This is a genomic window from Streptomyces sp. NPDC002911 (genome assembly GCF_053591835.1).
The window spans coordinates 18235-38481 of sequence record NZ_JBSFUO010000004.1; the positions used below are offsets into that span (position 1 = coordinate 18235).

Annotated in this window: 13 protein-coding genes; 6 read left to right on the forward strand and 7 right to left on the reverse strand. The window is 67.0% G+C overall.

Features of this window, described 5'->3' with window-relative positions; genetic code table 11:
• Positions 1-32: 32 nt before the first annotated feature.
• The 4 genes from tuf to rpsL form a co-directional block, all read right to left on the reverse strand.
• Positions 33-1226, reverse strand: a complete 1194-nt coding sequence (gene tuf / locus ACWD04_RS07890) for an elongation factor Tu (RefSeq protein ID WP_451129278.1) — start codon at positions 1224-1226, stop codon at positions 33-35.
• 158 nt (positions 1227-1384) lie between these two features.
• Positions 1385-3514 (reverse strand): elongation factor G, encoded by a 2130-nt coding sequence (gene fusA / locus ACWD04_RS07895; protein ID WP_451129280.1) that lies wholly within the window; start codon positions 3512-3514, stop codon positions 1385-1387.
• A gap of 38 nt (positions 3515-3552) precedes the next feature.
• Positions 3553-4023, reverse strand: a complete 471-nt coding sequence (gene rpsG / locus ACWD04_RS07900) for a 30S ribosomal protein S7 (RefSeq protein WP_014154599.1) — start codon at positions 4021-4023, stop codon at positions 3553-3555.
• Between the two features lie 2 nt (positions 4024-4025).
• A complete protein-coding gene (gene rpsL / locus ACWD04_RS07905; protein WP_003948652.1) occupies positions 4026-4397 on the reverse strand; it encodes a 30S ribosomal protein S12 in 372 nt (123 codons plus the stop codon).
• A gap of 375 nt (positions 4398-4772) precedes the next feature.
• Between rpsL and ACWD04_RS07910 the strand changes: the two genes are divergently transcribed.
• The 6 genes from ACWD04_RS07910 (at position 4773) to ACWD04_RS07935 (ending at position 11611) form a co-directional block, all read left to right on the forward strand.
• A complete protein-coding gene (locus ACWD04_RS07910) occupies positions 4773-5546 on the forward strand; it encodes a Crp/Fnr family transcriptional regulator (RefSeq protein WP_451129283.1) in 774 nt (257 codons plus the stop codon).
• Between the two features lie 105 nt (positions 5547-5651).
• The gene (locus ACWD04_RS07915) at positions 5652-6452 is read left to right on the forward strand and encodes a hypothetical protein (RefSeq protein ID WP_451129285.1); all 801 of its coding nucleotides are present in this window, start codon (positions 5652-5654) and stop codon (positions 6450-6452) included.
• A complete protein-coding gene (locus tag ACWD04_RS07920) occupies positions 6449-8695 on the forward strand; it encodes a hypothetical protein (RefSeq protein ID WP_451129286.1) in 2247 nt (748 codons plus the stop codon). Before ACWD04_RS07915 ends, ACWD04_RS07920 begins: the two co-directional genes overlap by 4 nt.
• 3 nt (positions 8696-8698) lie before the next feature.
• Positions 8699-9982 carry a hypothetical protein gene (locus ACWD04_RS07925; RefSeq protein ID WP_451129288.1) on the forward strand — a complete coding sequence of 428 codons (1284 nt, stop codon included), beginning with the start codon at positions 8699-8701 and terminating at the stop codon, positions 9980-9982.
• A complete protein-coding gene (locus tag ACWD04_RS07930) occupies positions 9979-10539 on the forward strand; it encodes a Pycsar system effector family protein (RefSeq protein WP_451129290.1) in 561 nt (186 codons plus the stop codon). The genes ACWD04_RS07925 and ACWD04_RS07930 overlap by 4 nt, the downstream gene beginning before the upstream one ends.
• A 25-nt stretch (positions 10540-10564) precedes the next feature.
• Positions 10565-11611, forward strand: a complete 1047-nt coding sequence (locus ACWD04_RS07935) for a M48 family metalloprotease (RefSeq protein ID WP_451129292.1) — start codon at positions 10565-10567, stop codon at positions 11609-11611.
• 78 nt (positions 11612-11689) lie between these two features.
• Here the strand turns inward: ACWD04_RS07935 and ACWD04_RS07940 are convergent, their stop codons facing one another.
• From ACWD04_RS07940 to rplL, 3 genes are all read right to left on the reverse strand, one after another.
• Positions 11690-15589 carry a DNA-directed RNA polymerase subunit beta' gene (locus tag ACWD04_RS07940; RefSeq protein ID WP_451129294.1) on the reverse strand — a complete coding sequence of 1300 codons (3900 nt, stop codon included), beginning with the start codon at positions 15587-15589 and terminating at the stop codon, positions 11690-11692.
• 129 nt (positions 15590-15718) lie between these two features.
• Positions 15719-19204, reverse strand: a complete 3486-nt coding sequence (rpoB, locus tag ACWD04_RS07945; protein WP_451129296.1) for a DNA-directed RNA polymerase subunit beta — start codon at positions 19202-19204, stop codon at positions 15719-15721.
• Positions 19205-19815: 611 nt separating this feature from the next.
• Positions 19816-20199 carry a 50S ribosomal protein L7/L12 gene (gene rplL, locus ACWD04_RS07950; RefSeq protein WP_103517760.1) on the reverse strand — a complete coding sequence of 128 codons (384 nt, stop codon included), beginning with the start codon at positions 20197-20199 and terminating at the stop codon, positions 19816-19818.
• Positions 20200-20247 lie beyond the last annotated feature (48 nt).

Sequence of the window (20247 nt, forward strand, 5' to 3'; positions counted from 1 at the left end):
GTGCGGAGCAACCAGGTCAGACAGTCAGGTGATTACTTGACGATCTTGGTGACCTGGCCGGCGCCCACGGTCCGGCCACCCTCACGGATGGCGAACTTCAGGCCCTCTTCCATGGCGACCGGCTGGATCAGCGTGACGTTCATGAGGGTGTTGTCACCCGGCATGACCATCTCGGTGCCCTCGGGAAGGGTCACAACGCCCGTCACGTCCGTGGTACGGAAGTAGAACTGCGGGCGGTAGTTGTTGAAGAAGGGGGTGTGACGGCCACCCTCGTCCTTCGACAGGATGTAGGACTGCGCCTCGAACTCGGTGTGCGGCGTGACCGAACCCGGCTTGATGATGACCTGGCCGCGCTCGACGTCCTCGCGCTTGATGCCACGAAGCAGCAGACCGACGTTCTCACCGGCCTGGCCCTCGTCGAGCAGCTTGCGGAACATCTCGATGCCGGTGACCGTGGTGGTGGTCTTGTCCTGCTTGATGCCCACGATGTCAACGGTCTCGTTGACCTTGAGGACACCACGCTCGATGCGGCCGGTGACGACCGTACCGCGACCGGTGATCGTGAAGACGTCCTCGATCGGCATGAGGAACGGCTTCTCGACGTCACGCTCGGGCTGCGGGATGGACTCGTCGACGGCCTTCATCAGGTCGAGAACGGTCTTGCCCCACTCGGCGTCGCCCTCGAGGGCCTTGAGCGCCGACACCTTGACGACCGGAAGGTCGTCGCCCGGGAACTCGTACTCGGAGAGGAGCTCACGAACCTCGAGCTCGACGAGCTCCAGGATCTCCTCGTCGTCCACCATGTCGGCCTTGTTCAGCGCGACAACGATGTACGGCACGCCTACCTGGCGGGCCAGGAGCACGTGCTCCTTGGTCTGCGGCATCGGGCCGTCGGTGGCCGCGACCACGAGGATGGCGCCGTCCATCTGCGCCGCACCCGTGATCATGTTCTTGATGTAGTCGGCGTGACCCGGGCAGTCGACGTGCGCGTAGTGACGCGACTCCGTCTGGTACTCGACGTGCGCGATCGAGATCGTGATACCGCGCTGACGCTCCTCAGGAGCCTTGTCGATCTGGTCGAAGGCCGAGGCCTCGTTCAGGTCCGGGTACGCGTCGTGCAGCACCTTGGTAATGGCGGCCGTGAGGGTCGTCTTACCGTGGTCGATGTGACCGATGGTGCCGATGTTGACGTGCGGCTTAGTCCGCTCGAACTTTGCCTTCGCCACTGGGGTCCTCCTGAGTGGTTCTGTACGCCTTGCTTCATCGGCGCCAGGTGATCTTTGCTGGAATGCCGGTGCCGGGGGCATTCGCCGCGCCGCTTACGCGCTGCGACGAATGTCCGACCGGGCTCCGGTGACAAGCCTAAAGCGTGTGCTCGGAAGAGTTACTCGCCCTTGGCCTTCGCGATGATCTCCTCGGCGACGTTCCGCGGAACCTCGGCGTAGGAGTCGAACTGCATCGAGTAGCTTGCGCGACCCGAGGTCTTGCTGCGGAGGTCTCCGACGTAGCCGAACATCTCCGAGAGGGGCACGAGGCCCTTCACGACGCGAGCGCCGCTGCGCTCCTCCATGGCCTGGATCTGGCCACGGCGGGAGTTGAGGTCGCCGATGACATCGCCCATGTAGTCCTCGGGCGTGGTGACCTCGACGGCCATCATCGGCTCGAGGAGCACGGGGGACGCCTTGCGGGCACCCTCCTTGAACGCCTGCGAACCGGCGATCTTGAAGGCGAGCTCCGAGGAGTCGACCTCGTGGTAACCACCGTCGAGAAGGGTGACGCGGACGCCGACCATCTCGTAGCCGGCCAGGATGCCGAACTGCATGGCTTCCTGGGCACCCGCGTCCACCGAGGGGATGTACTCACGGGGGATGCGGCCACCGGTGACCTTGTTGACGAACTCGTAGGAGGCGTCGCCACCCTCGATGGGCTCGAGGGCGATCTGCACCTTCGCGAACTGGCCGGTACCACCAGTCTGCTTCTTGTGCGTGTAGTCGATGCGCTCGACGGTCTTGCGGATCGTCTCGCGGTACGCGACCTGGGGCTTGCCGACGTTCGCCTCGACGCGGAACTCGCGCTTCATGCGGTCGACGAGCACCTCGAGGTGAAGCTCGCCCATACCACCGATGATGGTCTGGCCGGTCTCCTCGTCGGAGTGCACCTGGAAGGAGGGGTCCTCCTCGGAGAGGCGCTGGATGGCGACACCCAGCTTCTCCTGGTCGCCCTTCGACTTGGGCTCGATGGCGACCTGGATGACCGGCGCCGGGAAGTCCATGGACTCCAGGATCACCGGGTGCTTGTCGTCCGACAGCGTCTCACCCGTGGTGGTCTGCTTCAGGCCCATGACGGCGACGATGTCACCGGCGCCCACCGACGCGATCTCCTCACGCTTGTTCGCGTGCATGCGGTAGATCTTGCCGATGCGCTCCTTCTTGCCCTTGACCGAGTTCAGCACCGCGGTGCCGGCCTCGAGGCGACCGGAGTAGATCCGGACGAAGGTGAGCTTGCCCAGGTGCGGGTCGCTGGCGATCTTGAACGCGAGGCCGGAGAACGGCTCGTCGTCCGAAGGCCGGCGCTTGACGACCAGCTCCGGGTCCTTGACGTCGTGGCCTTCGATGGCCTCGACGTCCAGGGGGGAAGGCAGGTAGCGGACGACCGCGTCGAGCAGGGGCTGGACGCCCTTGTTCTTGAACGCGGTGCCACAGAAGACGGGGGTCACGGTGACGGAGTCGGCCGTGCCCTTCGACGCGAGGGTGATCCGACGGATCGCCTCGTGCAGCTGGTCCTCGGTGGGCTCGACGCCCTCGAGGTACAGCTCCATCATCTGGTCGTCGTTCTCCGCGACGGCCTCAAGGAGCTTGCCACGCCATTCCTCGGCGGCCTCCTTGTGGGTGTCCGGGATCTCGACGGTGTCGTACATCTCGCCCTTGGCGGCCTCTTCCGACCACACGAAGGCCTTCATCGACACGAGGTCGACGACGCCCTTGAAGTCGGCTTCGGCACCGATGGGGAGCTGCATGACCAGCGGAACCGCACCGAGGCGCTCGACGATCATGTCGACGCAGCGGTGGAACTCGGCGCCGGTGCGGTCGAGCTTGTTGACGAAGCAGATACGCGGCACGCCGTAGCGGTCCGCCTGACGCCAGACGGTCTCGGACTGCGGTTCGACGCCGGCCACACCGTCGAACACGGTGACGGCACCGTCGAGGACGCGGAGCGAACGCTCCACCTCGACGGTGAAGTCGACGTGACCGGGGGTGTCGATGATGTTGATGGTGTGGTCAACATCATTGAGCGGCCAGTGACAGGTCGTCGCGGCGGACGTGATCGTGATGCCGCGCTCCTGCTCCTGCTCCATCCAGTCCATCGTGGCTGCGCCGTCGTGGACTTCACCGATCTTGTACGAAACGCCGGTGTAGAAGAGGATCCGCTCAGTGGTGGTCGTCTTGCCCGCGTCGATGTGGGCCATGATCCCGATGTTGCGGACCTTGGCCAGGTCAAGCGAAGTGGTGGCCATAAGGCTCAATCTTCTCTCGGTCTCGATGGGGTAAGCGACTACCAGCGGTAGTGCGCGAAGGCCTTGTTGGACTCGGCCATCTTGTGGGTGTCCTCGCGCTTCTTGACGGCAGCGCCAAGACCGTTGGAGGCGTCGAGCAGCTCGTTCATGAGCCGCTCGGTCATCGTCTTCTCACGACGGGCGCGGGAGTAACCCACGATCCAGCGCAGCGAGAGGGTGGCGGCGCGACCGGGCTTGACCTCGATCGGCACCTGGTAGGTGGCGCCTCCGACACGGCGGGACTTGACCTCGAGCGAGGGCTTGACGTTCTCAAGCGCGCGCTTCAGCGTGATGACCGGGTCAGCGCCGGTCTTCTCGCGGAGGCCTTCCATGGCGCCGTACACGATCCGCTCGGCGGTGGAACGCTTGCCGTCGAGGAGGATCTTGTTGATCAGCGAGGTGACAAGAGGAGAGCTGTAGACCGGGTCGATGATGACCGGGCGCTTCGGGGCGGGGCCCTTACGAGGCATTCTTACTTCTCCTTCTTGGCGCCGTAGCGGCTGCGGGCCTGCTTGCGGTTCTTGACACCCTGGGTGTCGAGCGAGCCGCGGATGATCTTGTAACGAACACCCGGCAGGTCCTTCACACGGCCACCACGCACGAGCACGATGGAGTGCTCCTGCAGGTTGTGTCCCTCACCCGGGATGTAGGCCGTGACCTCGATACCGGAGGTCAGACGCACACGCGCGACCTTACGGAGCGCCGAGTTCGGCTTCTTCGGGGTGGTCGTGAACACACGCGTGCAGACGCCGCGACGCTGGGGCGAACCCTCGAGCGCGGGCGTCTTGTTCTTCTCGACCTTGTCCTGCCGGCCCTTCCGGACCAGCTGCTGGATCGTAGGCACTACTTCTCCGGTTTCTGTGTGCCGTTCGTGAAACTAACCTGGAACACTCGCCGACCCACGCGGTCGGGTGTGTCGAATACTGCACGCCCCTGCTGGAAGGCAGAAAGAACGCAGATTGCGGTGGCCACTTACGGACTCGCCATGCGGTTGAGGACACGCACCCGAGCCCAGGCACACCCCAGGCACAAGGCTTGAGCGTACCTACCTCACGGAGCTGGGTCAAAACAAATGCGGACCGCCCGGGCACGGTGCCCCGCCCCGCCCCGGTCGGCGGGCCGGCTGAGGCCGACGCCGTGGCCGAATACTGCCGCTTGCGCACAGACTTATGCGATTCGTCAGTACATTGAACGCCGCGCCGGAAGATCGGGGGACGGCATGCCGGCAGCCGCTTCTCTGCCAAGCGACGGTGGACTCGACGATCGGGTCCCCTTTCTCGCCCGGCTGGAGAGAGACGAGCGGGCGACACTGCTCACACTGGGCAGGGAATTGTCCTTCGCCGCCCGCACGGCGCTCATGCATCAGTACGAGCCCTCGTCCCACGTCCTGCTGATCCTCCACGGCTGGACGAAGGTGACAGCCTCCGCTGTGAACGGCTACGAAGCGCTGCTAGCGCTCAGGGGCCCCGGTGACATTGTCGGTGAGTCCGCCGCCCTGACAGGCCGCCCGCGAGCGGCCACCGTGACCACCCTCGCGCCGGTACGGGCGGTCATCATCGAGCACCGCCGGTTCCGGGATTTCGTCGCCCGCTCCCCCGGCGTCTCCCTGACGTTGCTGGGGCTGACCTCCGACCGGACCCGCGCGGCCGACCAGCGCAGGCTGGAGTTCGCCGCCATGAGCGTGCGCGAGCGGTTCGCGGTCCTCCTTCTTGATCTCATCCGGACACATGGGCGGCGGACCGAGGAGGGCATCGAGATCGAGGTACCGCTCAGTAAGCAGGAGCTGGCCGGCGCGGTCGGCTCCTCCAGGGAGATGGTGCAGCGGCTGCTCAAGGAATTCAGGGAGCGCGGCATCGTAACCACCGGTCGCAAAGCCCTGGTGGTCGTCCGGCCGAACGCCCTGCGGCTCATCGCGCGCGCCCTGAACCCTGCGTCCGCCGAGCCACCCTCCCGGCTCGGCGCACCGCCGGTGGAAAGCACACCGGCCACCTGACGTCTGTGCACATGTTCACAGTGCAGCTGCGTCGTCCGCCCTCTCCGCTGTCCTGCCGTGCGTAGGACGCTCCTGTCTCCACCCGGTCCCCGGCGAGAGGCAACCATGTCCGGCCCCGTGAACAGCACGATTCTCCTCTTCGATATCGAGAGGTACAGCGACCGCGACGACGTCGAGCAGGCGTATCTGCGCCGTATGCTCTTCGACCTCACCGACCGCACGCTGCTTGCCGCCGGTATCGAGAAGACCTCGCGGCGGCGCGCCGATCGCGGCGACAGCGTGATGGAGCTGATCGACTCCAACGCTTCGCTGACGGCGCTGCTGCGGACCCTGCTCACTTTCGTTCCCGCACAGTTGCGGGGCATGAACCGCATGGCGGCCGCTTCCGCGCAGATGCGGCTCAGGGCAGTGGTCGCGTCCGGATACGTGGCCGTGGACGACGACGGGGGGTGGGTGGGCTCCGACCTCAACCACGCGTGCCGGCTACTGGACGCCGCCGTGCTCCGCCAAGCGCTGCGGGAGCGCAAGGACGCCTTCGCTCTGTGCGTGGCGGAGACTGTGTACCGCGGTGTGGTGCGGCACGACCACACCGGTGTGCCGGCTGACGAGTTCCACGGCGTCACGGTGGACAGCAAGAACGGCCCGCTTCCTGCCTGGATCCACGGCCCGGCCCTCCGCGACACCGCGCGGCCCGTGGCAGCCGGCGCGAATACGCCCGCACCGGTGCCCACCGACCGCGCCGCCCCGTCGGCCCCCGGCGCCCGCACCGCCCCTCCCGCTCCCCGGACCACCTTCGACCTCGGCGGGGCCACGGTGAACGGCGGAGTGTTCGGCGGCGACAACCACGGCATCGGCGGCGGCACCTTCCACGGCGACATCCAGCTCGGCGGCGGAGGCCGAGGATGAGCGGCGAGGACAAGGCGAGCGGTCAACAGCGTGACGCCGGTAACCCGGAGGGCGAATCCCACGGTGCCCCCGAGGGACCCCGGCTCCAGGAGCAGCCGGGAACCGCTGAACCGGCGGACCGGCCGCAGGACGCGTGGACGGCACGGCGGGACCTGAGGGACCACACGCCGCGTGCCATGAACTTCGGCAGCGGGGCCCGTGTCGGCGGCGGTGTCCTCGGCGGCGACAACCACGGCATCGGCGGCGGCACCTTCCACGGCGACGTCCACCTCGAGGCGACGACCCACGTCCATTACCGGTTCGGTGGCCGCTCGACCGCTCGCTCTTCCGGCGAGATCCCGGCATCCACACTCGACCGGCTCGCCGAGCGCTTCGCCGATCCCGGCCCCGCCTTCGCCGAACTCGTCGAGCGGCTGAGCGACGAACGCGTACTGGTCCTCGGCGGACCGCAGTCGTCGGGCCGCCGAACAGCCGCCCTCATGCTCCTGCACCGGCTCGGGGCCTCGCCGGCCCACGCCGTAGCCTGCGACACCCCGTGGAACGCCCTGATGCCCGACGCCGGAGACGAGGACGGAAGCGAGGTCCGAGGCCATGTGCTGTGCGACCTCGTGACCGACCGGACGGGACCACTGAGAGAGACGGACCTGCTGTCGGTGCGGGACCGGCTGGTCCAGCGGAACGCCTTCCTGGTGATCACCGTAGGCCCACGATCGGTCCTGGAGGACGTGGTGCCGCACATCTGGCAGCCACCACCCCCGGCAGAGATCCTCCGAGCGCATCTGCGGACGCTGGTAGACGCCGGCACCGCGGCAGAGCTGCTGGCGCTCCCCGCTGTCGAAGCGTTCCTCGCGCGCGACCACCAACCGCGGGAGGCCGCGTCGTTCGCGTCGGTCCTCGCCCGTTACTCGTCACGAGACGCCGATGAGAGGCAGGTGGAGGACTACTCCCTACGGGCTCTGGAGGAGCAGATCCGCGAGTGGTTCGAGGAAGACGACCTGAACCTGCATCTGAGGGAGAAGGCGTTCCTCATCGCTCTGGCGGCCTTCGACGAGGGGCCTTACGCACTGACGGCCGAGGTGAGTGACGGCCTGTACATCCACCTCCAGGAGACCGTCAACACGAAGGTGCAGGCCGCGGTCCCGGTGTTCGGCACGCACATCGGCAAGCGTCTCCAACTGGCACGCGCGCGCCGCTACGAAGCCGAGGAACCCACCGACTGGGGTCCCGTACGTCAGGTGAAGGCCCGCTATCGGGACGACCGGACGGCGCTCGTCATCCTGCGGGAGGTCTGGACCGGCCATCCGTCGGCGCGGCCCGCCCTGGTCCGGTGGCTGCGGGATCTGGCGAAGGACGGCAGGCCGCTGGTACGCACCCGTGCGGCCTCCGTGGCCGCCGTACTCGCCCACAGCGATCTGCCGTCTGCGATGGCCCTGGTCATCGAGCCCTGGGCAGCAGCGAGGGAGTTCCGTCCCCGCTCGGTCGCGGTGAGCGCTCTGACCCTGGCCCACAGCGTCGGCACACCGAACGTTCCACGCATCCTCGACGCCTGGTGCGACGACCGGACACCGCATCTGCGCTGGGTGGCCATCCGCACCCACGGGCTGATCGGGCCCGAGCGCCCCACGGAGACGATGGCTGCGCTTCGAGCCGCGGCCCGCCACGGGGATCTGGACGAGACCGAGGTCACCCAGGCTGACGGAGCGGCGAAGGACCGCGACCGGCTGGCCGAGGCGCTGGCCGAGGCGGTCGAACTCCTGCTGCTGTCGGCTGCGGGCGACGAGGTGCTCGCCGAATCGCTGAGGACCCTGGACCAGGACCGGCCGGCGTTCTTCGTCGCCGTGGGTGGATTCCTCGGCGCCTGCGAACACACCCACGCGGACGACCCTCTGGGCCTGCCCCTCGTACTCGACTGGTACGCCCGTTCCGTCGAAGCGGAAAGCCAACCAGCCCCGCACATCGCCACGCTCTGGCGTGCGGCACTCGGTGACCGCGTGCTCCGTGACCGCGCCCTCGGCCTCCTGCGCCGGTGGGTCCTGTCGGCCGACCGGGACCCCCGGACGGAACAGGCTCTGGCCGGGCTGCTGCCCGCCCTGATGACGAACGGTCCTGAAAGCCGGCGCGTCGCGCACCTTCTGCGCACGGTGCCCGGGGAGGACGGCGTCCCGCCACCGGTGGCTTCCCGTCTGCTGACCGCGGTGCCCTCCGCCCGGGTGCCGGACGACCATCGCGTACAGGAGTTCTGAGGCATGAGCCACTTTCGCCGTCCGCCCGAATGGGACCAGCACGCCGATCGGCACACGGTGCTGCACGACCCGGTGCTGACCGTGCGCCAGCTACCCCGCTTCGGCCTGGTTCCCCGTCGACACACCCGGATCGATCACGCTCTGGTCTTCTCCGCCCGCACCGGTGAGTACACCGCTTGGCTGCCTCCGCTGCGACCCAACCGGACGGAGATCATCCGCAACCGCTACACCTCGGTGTACGAGGTGGACATGGGTGTCCATCCGGTCCGTACACGACTGGCGCTGCCGAGCGGCAACGACGCACTGGAGTTTGACGCCGTCGTCGAACTCACCTGGCGGGTGGGCGACCCGGCTGCCTTCGTCCGCACTGGCCACCGCGACGTACTGCAGCTGCTGCTGAGTGAACTCGAGCAGGCCGCCCGCCCGGTGACGCGATGCTTCCCCATCACCAACAGCGCGGCCGCAGAAGGGGAGGTGCTGAGGGCCGTACGCGCCCAGGGTGCGCTCGGTGCCGCGGCAGGCCTCCTGGTCACCTGGACGCTCCGGCTGCACCGCGACGCCGAAAACGTCGGCCATCAGCACCGGATCCAGGCGATCGAGCACGCTGCCACGGAGCGGATCCTCAGCGAGCAGCGGGGCGCCGAGCACGACTTCGAGGCCGACCGACGAGCCCGGCAACAGGACGCGCTCCAGGCAGAGCGGGCGCTCGCCCACGGGGAGCGGCAGCAGGAGGTACTTCTCCAGCAGCAGCTATGGCGCGCGGAACTCCGGCAGGCCGAGCTGGAGAAGATCGACTTCTACCAAGGCCAGCTGGAACAGGGCGGGGTCCGGGCCTGGGCCCTGCACCTCTCCGAGCACCCGGAGGACTCACGGCTGGTCATGAACAGTCTGCGCGAGGACCAGGTGAACATGATCCGCGCCAAGGTGGACATGGTCGCCAAACTGCTCAGCGGCGACGGAGCCGAGGGATACGAACTGGCAGGGCCGAAGGAGCTGGCACTCCGAGCTCTGAGCGACATCCTGAACCAGCAGTTGCCCGGCGCTGAGCACGGTCCGGCTGTACCACGGCTGCCGGTGACGGCATGGCCGCCCGACAAGTCGGCCGGGGCCGCCCTCACGGGGGGCGGTGAGCGGGCGGATCCGTACGAACGCACAGAACCACCCTCGGCACGGAGCGACTCCGTCAGCCCCTGCGGTCCGGGGGCACATCCCGCGGTCCCGCCGTCCCGGCCGAAACCGCTTGACACCCACCCCGGACACGGGCGGCAGACCGAGGAGGGCCGATGACCAACCCCCTGCCCCTGCCGGCCCCAGCACCGGAACCGCCGCGCCCGCCGGCACCGCCCACCGCCACGCCCGGCGCCGAAGCTGCCTCCCGGCTCCTGGCCGATCTGAGGACGGAGATCTCCCGAGCCGATAGCAAAGCGGCCGTCGTTGTAGCCGCCCTCGGTATGAGCGCGGGTGTCATCAGCGCTGTTCTTGTCAGCCAGGACTGGACACCGGACGAACTGGCGCGCCCCGGCGCGCTTCTGTGGTGGGCCGGCGCCGTGCTGCTCACCGCTGCGCTGCTGTCCCTGTCCCTCGTCGTACTCCCGCGCTACCGGGTCAGCGCGTGGGCACCGGGCGCACCACTCACCCATTTCGGTGACATCCATCGAGCGGTGCGGCTGAACCGGCTGCCCGAAGCACTCGCTGAGACGGAAAGCCTGCCGATGGCCGCGCTGCTGGCAGCCCTGACGGAGACCAGCCGCATTGCCACCCGCAAGCACCAGTGGATACGAGCCGGACTGATCGCCTTCTGGCTGGGGGCCCTGATGTTCCCGGCGTCCCTGGTCGTCGGCTGACCCGCCCACAGCATCGAGGATGGAAATGTCCAAGCATGCGCAGGAACCTTTCGATCGCAAGGACCATTCATCGGACACCCCGTCACTCCCGACGGAGCTTCCCGCCGCCGACGACCTCGACTACTACCACACACCTGGCAGACGCCTCCACCTGGCTGCCCACCAGCGACGAGCGGACGCCACCGCCCTCGGCCGGCTGGCGTTGCACCTCCCGGACTTTCTGCTCAGTCTCGCGGCCGTACTGATGATTGCGCTGGTCCTCGATGCCACCTGGAGCGTGCCCCTGTGGGTGCCCCCCCTGGTGTGGCTAGCGTCGGGGGCGCTCATCTTCCACAGTCCGACGGAGGACCTGTATGCGCGTCACGTCCTGAAACTCCGGTACCCGATGCCTCACGAACGAGCAAGGCTGGAACCCGTCTGGCGCGAGGTGACCGGCCGGGCCGGGGTCGACGGGGACCGTTACCGGATCCGGGTCGAGGACACCGACGAACTCAACGCGTTCGCTGTGGCCGGACACATCGTCGGTGTCACCGGGTTCGCCCTTGAGCGGCTCACCACGGCCCAGCTCGCCGCAGTACTCGCTCATGAGCTCGGGCACCACACCGGCGGGCACACCTGGTCCGCCTCGCTCGGCCACTGGTACGCCCTCCCCGGGCGGGTGGTGTGCCAGGTCGCGCGGAGGCTGCTCCTCCGAGCTACTCGCGGCATCCGTCCCTCGTACCAGTTGGTGCTGCTTCTCACGGTCGCTGCCACGATCACAACGGCCGGGTGGGCGGCCGTGCTCCTCCCGCTTCCGCTGTGCCTGCTCAGTCTCCCCTACGCGATGGCGGCTCTCAGCCGCCGTGCCGAGCTGCGGGCCGACCTGCACGCGGCCTCGCTGGGCTTCGCGCCGATGCTGGTGGAAGCCCTGGAGCTCATGGAGGACACCGCTGTCCCTCTCCGGGCAACCGGCTCGGCCGCCCACGGCGGAACGCGCGGCCGGGCCCCCCTGCCGGCCCGTCTGCTGACATCTCATCCCGACCACGCCACCCGCATGCACCACCTCCGCATGTACCTGCCCGCGCCCCGCTGAAACCGGCAGCACGTCGAAGGGCGGTCCCCCCGTGGTGTACACGGGAGGACCGCCCTTCGGTCGTATCAAGCGACTCGCTTACTGGTTGTACGGACCGTAGTCGTAGTCCTCCAGCGGAACGGCCTGGCCGGAGCCCGTGCCGAACGGCGAGTAGTCGATGTCGTCGTAGCCGACGGCCGAGTACATCGCGGCCTTGGCTTCCTCGGTCGGCTCGACCCGGATGTTGCGGTAGCGGGACAGGCCCGTACCGGCCGGGATGAGCTTACCGATGATGACGTTCTCCTTGAGGCCGATCAGGGAGTCCGACTTGGCGTTGATCGCCGCGTCGGTCAGGACCCTGGTCGTCTCCTGGAAGGACGCCGCCGACAGCCACGACTCGGTGGCGAGCGAGGCCTTGGTGATACCCATCAGCTGCGGACGGCCGGAGGCGGGGTGACCGCCCTCGGTGACCACACGACGGTTCTCGACCTCGAACTTCGAACGCTCGACCAGCTCGCCCGGCAGCAGCTCCGCGTCGCCGGACTCGATGATCGTCACACGGCGCAGCATCTGCCGGATGATGATCTCGATGTGCTTGTCGTGGATCGACACGCCCTGCGAGTTGTAGACCTTCTGGACTTCGCCGACCAGGTGGACCTGGACCGCGCGCTGACCGAGGATCCGCAGCACGTCGTGCGGGTTGGTGGCACCGACGGTGAGCTTCTGGCCCACCTCGACCGCGTCGCCCTCGCCGACCAGGAGACGGGCGCGCTTGGAGATCGGGAACGGCGTCTCCTCGCTCCCGTCGTCCGGCGTGACGACGAGCTTCTTGGTCTTCTCGGTCTCCTCGATACGGACCCGGCCCTTGGCCTCCGAGATCGGGGCGACACCCTTGGGCGTACGGGCCTCGAAGAGCTCGACGACACGGGGCAGACCCTGCGTGATGTCGTCACCCGCCACACCACCGGTGTGGAAGGTACGCATCGTCAGCTGGGTACCGGGCTCACCGATGGACTGGGCGGCGATGATGCCGACCGCCTCACCGATGTCGACCAGCTTGCCGGTGGCGAGCGAGCGTCCGTAGCAGAAGGCACAGGTGCCGACCGCGGACTCACAGGTCAGGACCGAGCGGGTCTTGACCTCCTCGACGCCGGCGCCCACCAGGGCGTCGATCAGGACGTCACCGAGGTCGACGTTGGCAGGTGCGATGACCTTGCCGTCGACGACGACGTCCTCGGCGAGCATGCGGGCGTAGACCGAGGTCTCGACGTCCTCCGTCTTGCGGAGCACGCCGTCCGCGCCCTTGACTGCGATCTTCAGCTTGAGGCCGCGGTCGGTGCCACAGTCCTCCTCGCGGATGATCACGTCCTGCGAGACGTCCACCAGACGACGGGTCAGGTAACCCGAGTCGGCGGTACGCAGGGCGGTGTCCGCCAGACCCTTACGGGCACCGTGCGTGGAGATGAAGTACTCCAGAACGGTCAGGCCCTCACGGAACGACGCCTTGATGGGACGCGGAATCGTCTCGTTCTTCGCGTTCGACACCAGACCACGCATACCCGCGATCTGACGCATCTGCATCATGTTTCCTCGGGCACCCGAGTCGACCATCATGAAGATGGGGTTCGTCTTCGGGAAGTTCGCGTTCATCGCCTCGGCAACCTCGTTGGTCGCCTTGGTCCAGATCGCGATGAGCTCCTGCGTGCGCTCGTCCTTGGTGATCAGACCGCGCTCGTACTGCTTCTGGACCTTCTCGTCCTGCTCCTCGTAGCCCTTGACGATGGCCTTCTTGGCCTCGGGCACGACGACGTCGGAGATGGCCACGGTCACACCGGAGCGGGTCGCCCAGTGGAAACCGGCCGCCTTCAGGTTGTCGAGCGTCGCCGCCACGATGACCTTGGGGTAGCGCTCGGCCAGGTCGTTGACGATCTCGGAGAGCTGCTTCTTGCCCACCGAGTAGTCGACGAACGGGTAGTCCTCGGGCAGCAGCTCGTTGAAGAGCGCGCGGCCCAGGCTCGTACGCAGCCGGAAGGTGTCACCCGGCTGGTACTCGGGCTCGCCCTCCTCGGCGACCGGCGGCACCCAGCCACGCGGCGGGATGGTGCCCACCGGGAAACGGATGTCGACCCTCGCCTGAAGCGACAGCTCGCGGGCGTCGAAGGCCATGGTGGCCTCGGCCGTGGAGCCGAACGCGCGGTCCGTGCCCTTGACGTTGCGGCCCTCTTCGTCCGTGGTGAGGAAGAAGAGACCCAGCACCATGTCCTGGGTCGGCATGGTGACGGGACGACCGTCGGCCGGCTTCAGGATGTTGTTCGAGGACAGCATCAGGATGCGGGCCTCGGCCTGCGCCTCCGCGGAGAGCGGCAGGTGCACGGCCATCTGGTCACCGTCGAAGTCCGCGTTGAACGCGGTGCAGACGAGCGGGTGGATCTGGATGGCCTTGCCCTCGACCAGCTGCGGCTCGAAGGCCTGGATGCCGAGGCGGTGCAGGGTGGGCGCACGGTTCAGCAGCACCGGGTGCTCGGCGATGACCTCTTCGAGGACGTCGTACACGACGGTGCGGCCACGCTCGACCATGCGCTTGGCCGACTTGATGTTCTGCGCGTGGTTCAGGTCCACCAGGCGCTTCATCACGAACGGCTTGAAGAGCTCCAGCGCCATCGCCTTCGGCAGACCGCACTGGTGCAGCTTGAGCTGCGGACCGACGACGATCACGGAACGCGCGGAGTAGTCCACACGCTTGCCGAGGAGGTTCTGACGGAAACGACCCTGCTTGCCCTTCAGCATGTCGCTGAGGGACTTGAGCGGGCGGTTACCGGGACCGGTGACCGGGCGACCGCGGCGGCCGTTGTCGAACAGCGCGTCGACGGCCTCCTGCAGCATCCGCTTCTCGTTGTTCACGATGATCTCGGGGGCACCGAGGTCGAGGAGACGCTTGAGACGGTTGTTGCGGTTGATCACACGGCGGTACAGGTCGTTCAGGTCGGAGGTCGCGAAGCGGCCACCGTCCAGCTGCACCATCGGACGCAGGTCCGGCGGGATGACCGGCACGCAGTCGAGCACCATGCCCTTGGGCTTGTTGCTGGTCTGCAGGAACGCGGAGACGACCTTGAGGCGCTTGAGCGCACGGGTCTTCTTCTGGCCCTTGCCGGTACGGATGATCTCGCGGAGGCGCTCGGCCTCCTCGTCGAGGTCGAAGGACTCCAGGCGCTTCTGCAGGGCGGCGGCACCCATGCAGCCGTCGAAGTACGTGCCGAAGCGGTCACGCAGCTCGCGGTAGAGCAGCTCGTCGCCCTCGAGGTCCTGGACCTTGAGGTTCTTGAAGCGGCTCCACACCTCGTCGAGACGGTCGATCTCGCGCTGCGCACGGTCACGCAGCTGCTTCATCTCACGCTCGGCACCTTCGCGCACCTTGCGGCGTACGTCGGCCTTGGCGCCCTCGGCCTCGAGCTCGGCCAGGTCGGTCTCGAGCTTCTTGGCGCGGTTCTCGAGGTCCGAGTCGCGGCGGTTCTCGACCTGCTGACGCTCGACGGAGACGTGAGCCTCCAGCGACGGGAGGTCACGCGTGCGGCGCTCCTCGTCGACGAACGTGATCATGTACGCGGCAAAGTAGATGACCTTCTCGAGGTCCTTCGGCGCGAGGTCCAGCAGGTAACCGAGGCGCGACGGGACGCCCTTGAAGTACCAGATGTGGGTGACGGGAGCGGCAAGCTCGATGTGGCCCATGCGCTCACGACGCACCTTGGCGCGCGTGACCTCGACGCCACAGCGTTCACAGATGATGCCCTTGAAGCGGACACGCTTGTACTTGCCGCAGTAGCACTCCCAGTCCCGGGTCGGACCGAAGATCTTCTCGCAGAAGAGTCCGTCCTTTTCGGGCTTGAGCGTGCGGTAGTTGATGGTCTCCGGCTTCTTCACTTCGCCGTGGGACCAGGTCCGGATGTCGTCCGCGGTGGCAAGGCCGATCCGCAGCTCGTCGAAGAAGTTGACGTCGAGCACTTGTCGTCAATCCCTCTTTCGGGGGTTCGAGCCCCCTCGCTTCACGCGAGAAATCGGGGCACTTCAGCAATGGTCTGAACGGGTCCGGGGAGAGCCGGCCGGATCACGAGGATCCGGCCGGGCAACCCGTCAGACCTCTTCGACGCTGCTCGGCTCGCGCCGGGACAGGTCGATACCGAGCTCCTCCGCCGCGCGGAAGACGTCCTCGTCCGTGTCGCGCATCTCGATGGACATGCCGTCCGAGGACAGCACCTCCACGTTGAGGCAGAGCGACTGCATCTCCTTGATAAGCACCTTGAAGGACTCGGGAATGCCGGGCTCGGGGATGTTCTCGCCCTTGACGATCGCCTCGTAGACCTTCACGCGGCCGGTGACGTCGTCGGACTTGATCGTCAGGAGTTCCTGGAGGGCGTATGCGGCGCCGTAAGCCTCAAGGGCCCACACCTCCATCTCACCGAATCGCTGACCACCGAACTGTGCCTTACCACCCAGCGGCTGCTGCGTGATCATGGAGTACGGGCCGGTCGAACGCGCATGGAGCTTGTCGTCGACCAGGTGGTGCAGCTTGAGGATGTACATGTACCCGATCGAGACCGGGTCCGGGAACGGCTCTCCGGAGCGGCCGTCGAACAGGTTGGCCTTGCCCGAGGGCTGGACCAGCCGGTCGCCGTCGCGGTTCGGGATCGTGGCCTGGAAGAGGCCGGTGATCTCGTCCTCGCGGGCGCCGTCGAATACGGGCGTGGCGACATTGGTGCCGGGGGCGACCTGGTCGGCGCCGATGGCCTGCAGGCGCTGGGCCCACTCGTCACCGAGTCCGGAGACGTCCCAGCCGCGGCTGGCGAGCCAGCCGAGGTGGATCTCCAGCACCTGTCCCGGGTTCATTCGGGACGGGACACCCAGCGGGTTGAGGATGATGTCGACCGGGGTGCCGTCCTCAAGGAACGGCATGTCCTCGATCGGGAGGATCTTGGAGATGACGCCCTTGTTGCCGTGACGGCCGGCGAGCTTGTCACCATCGGTGATCTTGCGCTTCTGCGCGACGTAGACGCGGACCAGCTGGTTCACGCCCGGCGGCAGCTCGTCGCCCTCTTCGCGGTCGAAGACGCGGACGCCGATGACCTTGCCGATCTCGCCGTGCGGGACCTTCAGCGAGGTGTCGCGCACCTCGCGCGCCTTCTCACCGAAGATCGCACGGAGCAGACGCTCCTCCGGGGTCAGCTCGGTCTCGCCCTTGGGCGTGACCTTGCCGACGAGGATGTCGCCGGCGACGACCTCGGCACCGATACGGATGATGCCGCGCTCGTCGAGGTCGGCGAGGACCTCCTCGGAGACGTTCGGGATGTCCCGGGTGATCTCCTCCGGGCCGAGCTTGGTGTCACGGGCGTCGACCTCGTGCTCCTCGATGTGGATCGAGGAGAGGACGTCGTCCTGCACGAGGCGCTGCGACAGGATGATCGCGTCCTCGTAGTTGTGACCCTCCCACGGCATGAACGCCACGAGCAGGTTCTTGCCGAGCGCCATCTCACCGTTCTCGGTGGCCGGCCCGTCGGCGAGGACCTGGCTCTCGATGACCCGGTCGCCCTCGGAGACGACGACCTTCTGGTTCACCGAGGTGCCCTGGTTCGAGCGCGAGAACTTCGAGATGCGGTACGTGGTGTACGTGCCGTCGTCGTTCGTGACGGTGATGTAGTCCGCGGAGACCTCCTGGACCACACCCGCCTTCTCGGCCTTGAGCACGTCACCGGCGTCGGTGGCACAGCGGTACTCCATGCCGGTGCCGACCAGCGGCGCCTCGCTCTTGATGAGCGGGACGGCCTGACGCATCATGTTCGCGCCCATGAGGGCACGGTTGGCGTCGTCGTGCTCGAGGAACGGGATCATCGCGGTGGCGACCGACACCATCTGCCGCGGCGAGACGTCCATGTAGTCGACGTCGTCACCGGGGATGTAGTCGATCTCTCCGCCACGACGGCGGACCAGGACGCGGGCCTCGGTGAAGCGCATCTCCTCGGAGAGCGTCGCGTTCGCCTGGGCGATCACGAAGCGGTCCTCTTCGTCGGCCGTCAGGTAGTCGACGTCGTCGGTGACGACGCCCTCGACGACCTTGCGGTACGGCGTCTCGATGAAGCCGAACGGGTTGATGCGCCCGTAGGAGGCCAACGAGCCGATCAGACCGATGTTCGGGCCTTCAGGCGTCTCGATCGGGCACATGCGGCCGTAGTGCGACGGGTGAACGTCACGGACCTCGAAGCCGGCCCGCTCACGGGACAGACCACCCGGGCCGAGGGCGTTGAGACGACGCTTGTGCGTCAGGCCCGACAGCGGGTTGTTCTGGTCCATGAACTGGGACAGCTGGCTGGTGCCGAAGAACTCCTTGATGGAGGCGACGACCGGCCGGATGTTGATCAGGGTCTGCGGCGTGATCGCCTCGACGTCCTGAGTGGTCATGCGCTCGCGCACGACGCGCTCCATACGGGCGAGACCCGTACGGACCTGGTTCTGGATCAGCTCGCCGACGTTACGGATGCGACGGTTGCCGAAGTGGTCGATGTCGTCGGTCTCGACCATGATCGAGCGACCGGACTCACCGACCGTCTCGGTCTCACCGGCGTGCAGCTTCACCAGGTACTTGATGGTGGCGATGATGTCGTCGCTGGTGAGGACACCGGCGTCGAGCGGCTCGTCGGCGCCGAGCTTCTTGTTCACCTTGTAGCGGCCGACCTTCGCGAGGTCGTAGCGCTTCGGGTTGAAGTAGAGGTTCTCGAGCAGCGTCTGAGCAGCCTCGCGCGTCGGCGGCTCGCCCGGACGCAGCTTGCGGTAGATGTCGAGCAGCGCGTCGTCCTGGCCCTGGGTGTGGTCCTTCTCCAGGGTGGCGCGCATCGACTCGTACTCGCCGAACTCCTCGAGGATCTGCTCGGTGGTCCAGCCGAGCGCCTTCAGGAGGACGGTGACGGACTGCTTGCGCTTACGGTCGATGCGGACACCGACCATGTCGCGCTTGTCAATCTCCATCTCCAGCCACGCACCCCGGGACGGGATGATCTTGGCGGAGAAGATGTCCTTGTCGGACGTCTTGTCGATGGAGGAATCGAAGTAGACACCCGGCGAGCGCACGAGCTGCGACACGACGACACGCTCGGTGCCGTTGATGACGAAGGTGCCCTTGTTGGTCATGAGCGGGAAATCGCCCATGAAGACCGTCTGGGACTTGATCTCGCCGGTCTCGTTGTTGGTGAACTCGGCCGTGACGAAGAGCGGCGCGGCGAACGTGAAGTCGCGCTCCTTGCACTCGTCGATCGAGTTCTTCGGTGGCTCGAAGCGGTGGTCGCGGAAGGTGAGCGACATCGACCCGGAGAAGTCCTCGATCGGCGAAATCTCCTCGAAGATTTCTTCCAGGCCGGACTTGGTGGGGACGTCTTGTCCGCTGTCCAGAGCAGCCTCGACGCGAGCCTTCCAGGCGGCATTGCCCAGGAGCCAGTCAAAGCTCTCGGTCTGCAGCGCGAGGAGGTTCGGAACCTCGAGGGGCTCCTTGATCTTTGCAAAAGAGATGCGCAGCGGGGCGGTGCTGGCACCGTTGTTCGTATTCGAGGTCGAGGCGTTGCGCGAGGCGGCCAAGAGGGGGTCCTTCCGAGGGCTCGGACTCACTACGCGCGTACCGGCCCCAAGCCGCACACAGAGACAAGACTCCCAAGGTCAGGGAATGTCCGGTCATCGGTGCTAGGCGTGGGAATGCCCCTGGTGACGGGCAGGAGGCAGCTAACAGGCAGCGCAAAGGGTCAGTGTAGCCAAACGCCACACTGATGTCCAGTCGCGGTTCTCAGAGACCCACGTTGCTCTCAACAGCTGTTCTCAACACCTATAAATAGCCCTCGCGCGGTGTGCGCTCTTCTTTACTGCCCTCTTCGCTCTCGATCCATGCCTCGGATGCGGATCGAGATGACGACGCGTCCTGAGAATTGCGCGCCACGTGCGGTTCGTCAAGGCCCCTGGACCCCGGCAGACGTCCGTCGATCTTCACCTGCGCCCGGAGGACTCGTGTTGACGGCCCTCCGTACGCCCGGGGGAAAGGCACGGCGAAGATCACCCTACTCGCCGGGGCGGGAAGATCAAGGCAGCGTTCTGGGGCACGCCAAAGGGCGACCACCCGGATGGGTGATCGCCCTTTGCGATGTGACATCCCCGCCTCGCGGCAGAGACTGCCTTACGGAGTCAGATGACTCGCAGGGTCACTTGACCTCGACGGAAGCGCCGGCGCCCTTGAGGGACTCGGCAGCCTTCTCGGCGGCCTCCTTGGCGACCTTCTCGAGGACGGGCTTCGGGGCGCCGTCGACGAGGTCCTTGGCCTCCTTGAGGCCCAGCGAGGTCAGCTCACGCACGACCTTGATGACCTGGATCTTCTTCTCGCCGGCACCCGTGAGGATGACGTCGAACTCGTCCTGCTCGGCCTCGGCCTCGGCGGCGGGGCCACCGGCGGCGGGACCGGCGACGGCGACCGCGGCAGCGGCGGTGACGTCGAACTTCTCCTCGAACGCCTTAACGAACTCGGAGAGCTCGATGAGGGTGAGCTCCTCGAACTGGGCGAGCAGGTCTTCCTGGCTGAGCTTCGCCATGATGGCGTCCTTCCACTAATTCGGCAGGTGCCGGATGTATATGTAGGC

Coding starts and splice junctions, on each gene's coding strand:
- fusA (WP_451129280.1), bottom strand. CDS start 3,514: ATGGCCACCACTTCGCTTGACCTGGCCAAGGTCCGCAACATCGGGATC.
- rpsG (WP_014154599.1), bottom strand. CDS start 4,023: ATGCCTCGTAAGGGCCCCGCCCCGAAGCGCCCGGTCATCATCGACCCG.
- ACWD04_RS07910 (WP_451129283.1), top strand. CDS start 4,773: ATGCCGGCAGCCGCTTCTCTGCCAAGCGACGGTGGACTCGACGATCGG.
- ACWD04_RS07915 (WP_451129285.1), top strand. CDS start 5,652: ATGTCCGGCCCCGTGAACAGCACGATTCTCCTCTTCGATATCGAGAGG.
- ACWD04_RS07920 (WP_451129286.1), top strand. CDS start 6,449: ATGAGCGGCGAGGACAAGGCGAGCGGTCAACAGCGTGACGCCGGTAAC.
- ACWD04_RS07925 (WP_451129288.1), top strand. CDS start 8,699: ATGAGCCACTTTCGCCGTCCGCCCGAATGGGACCAGCACGCCGATCGG.
- ACWD04_RS07930 (WP_451129290.1), top strand. CDS start 9,979: ATGACCAACCCCCTGCCCCTGCCGGCCCCAGCACCGGAACCGCCGCGC.
- ACWD04_RS07935 (WP_451129292.1), top strand. CDS start 10,565: ATGTCCAAGCATGCGCAGGAACCTTTCGATCGCAAGGACCATTCATCG.
- rplL (WP_103517760.1), bottom strand. CDS start 20,199: ATGGCGAAGCTCAGCCAGGAAGACCTGCTCGCCCAGTTCGAGGAGCTC.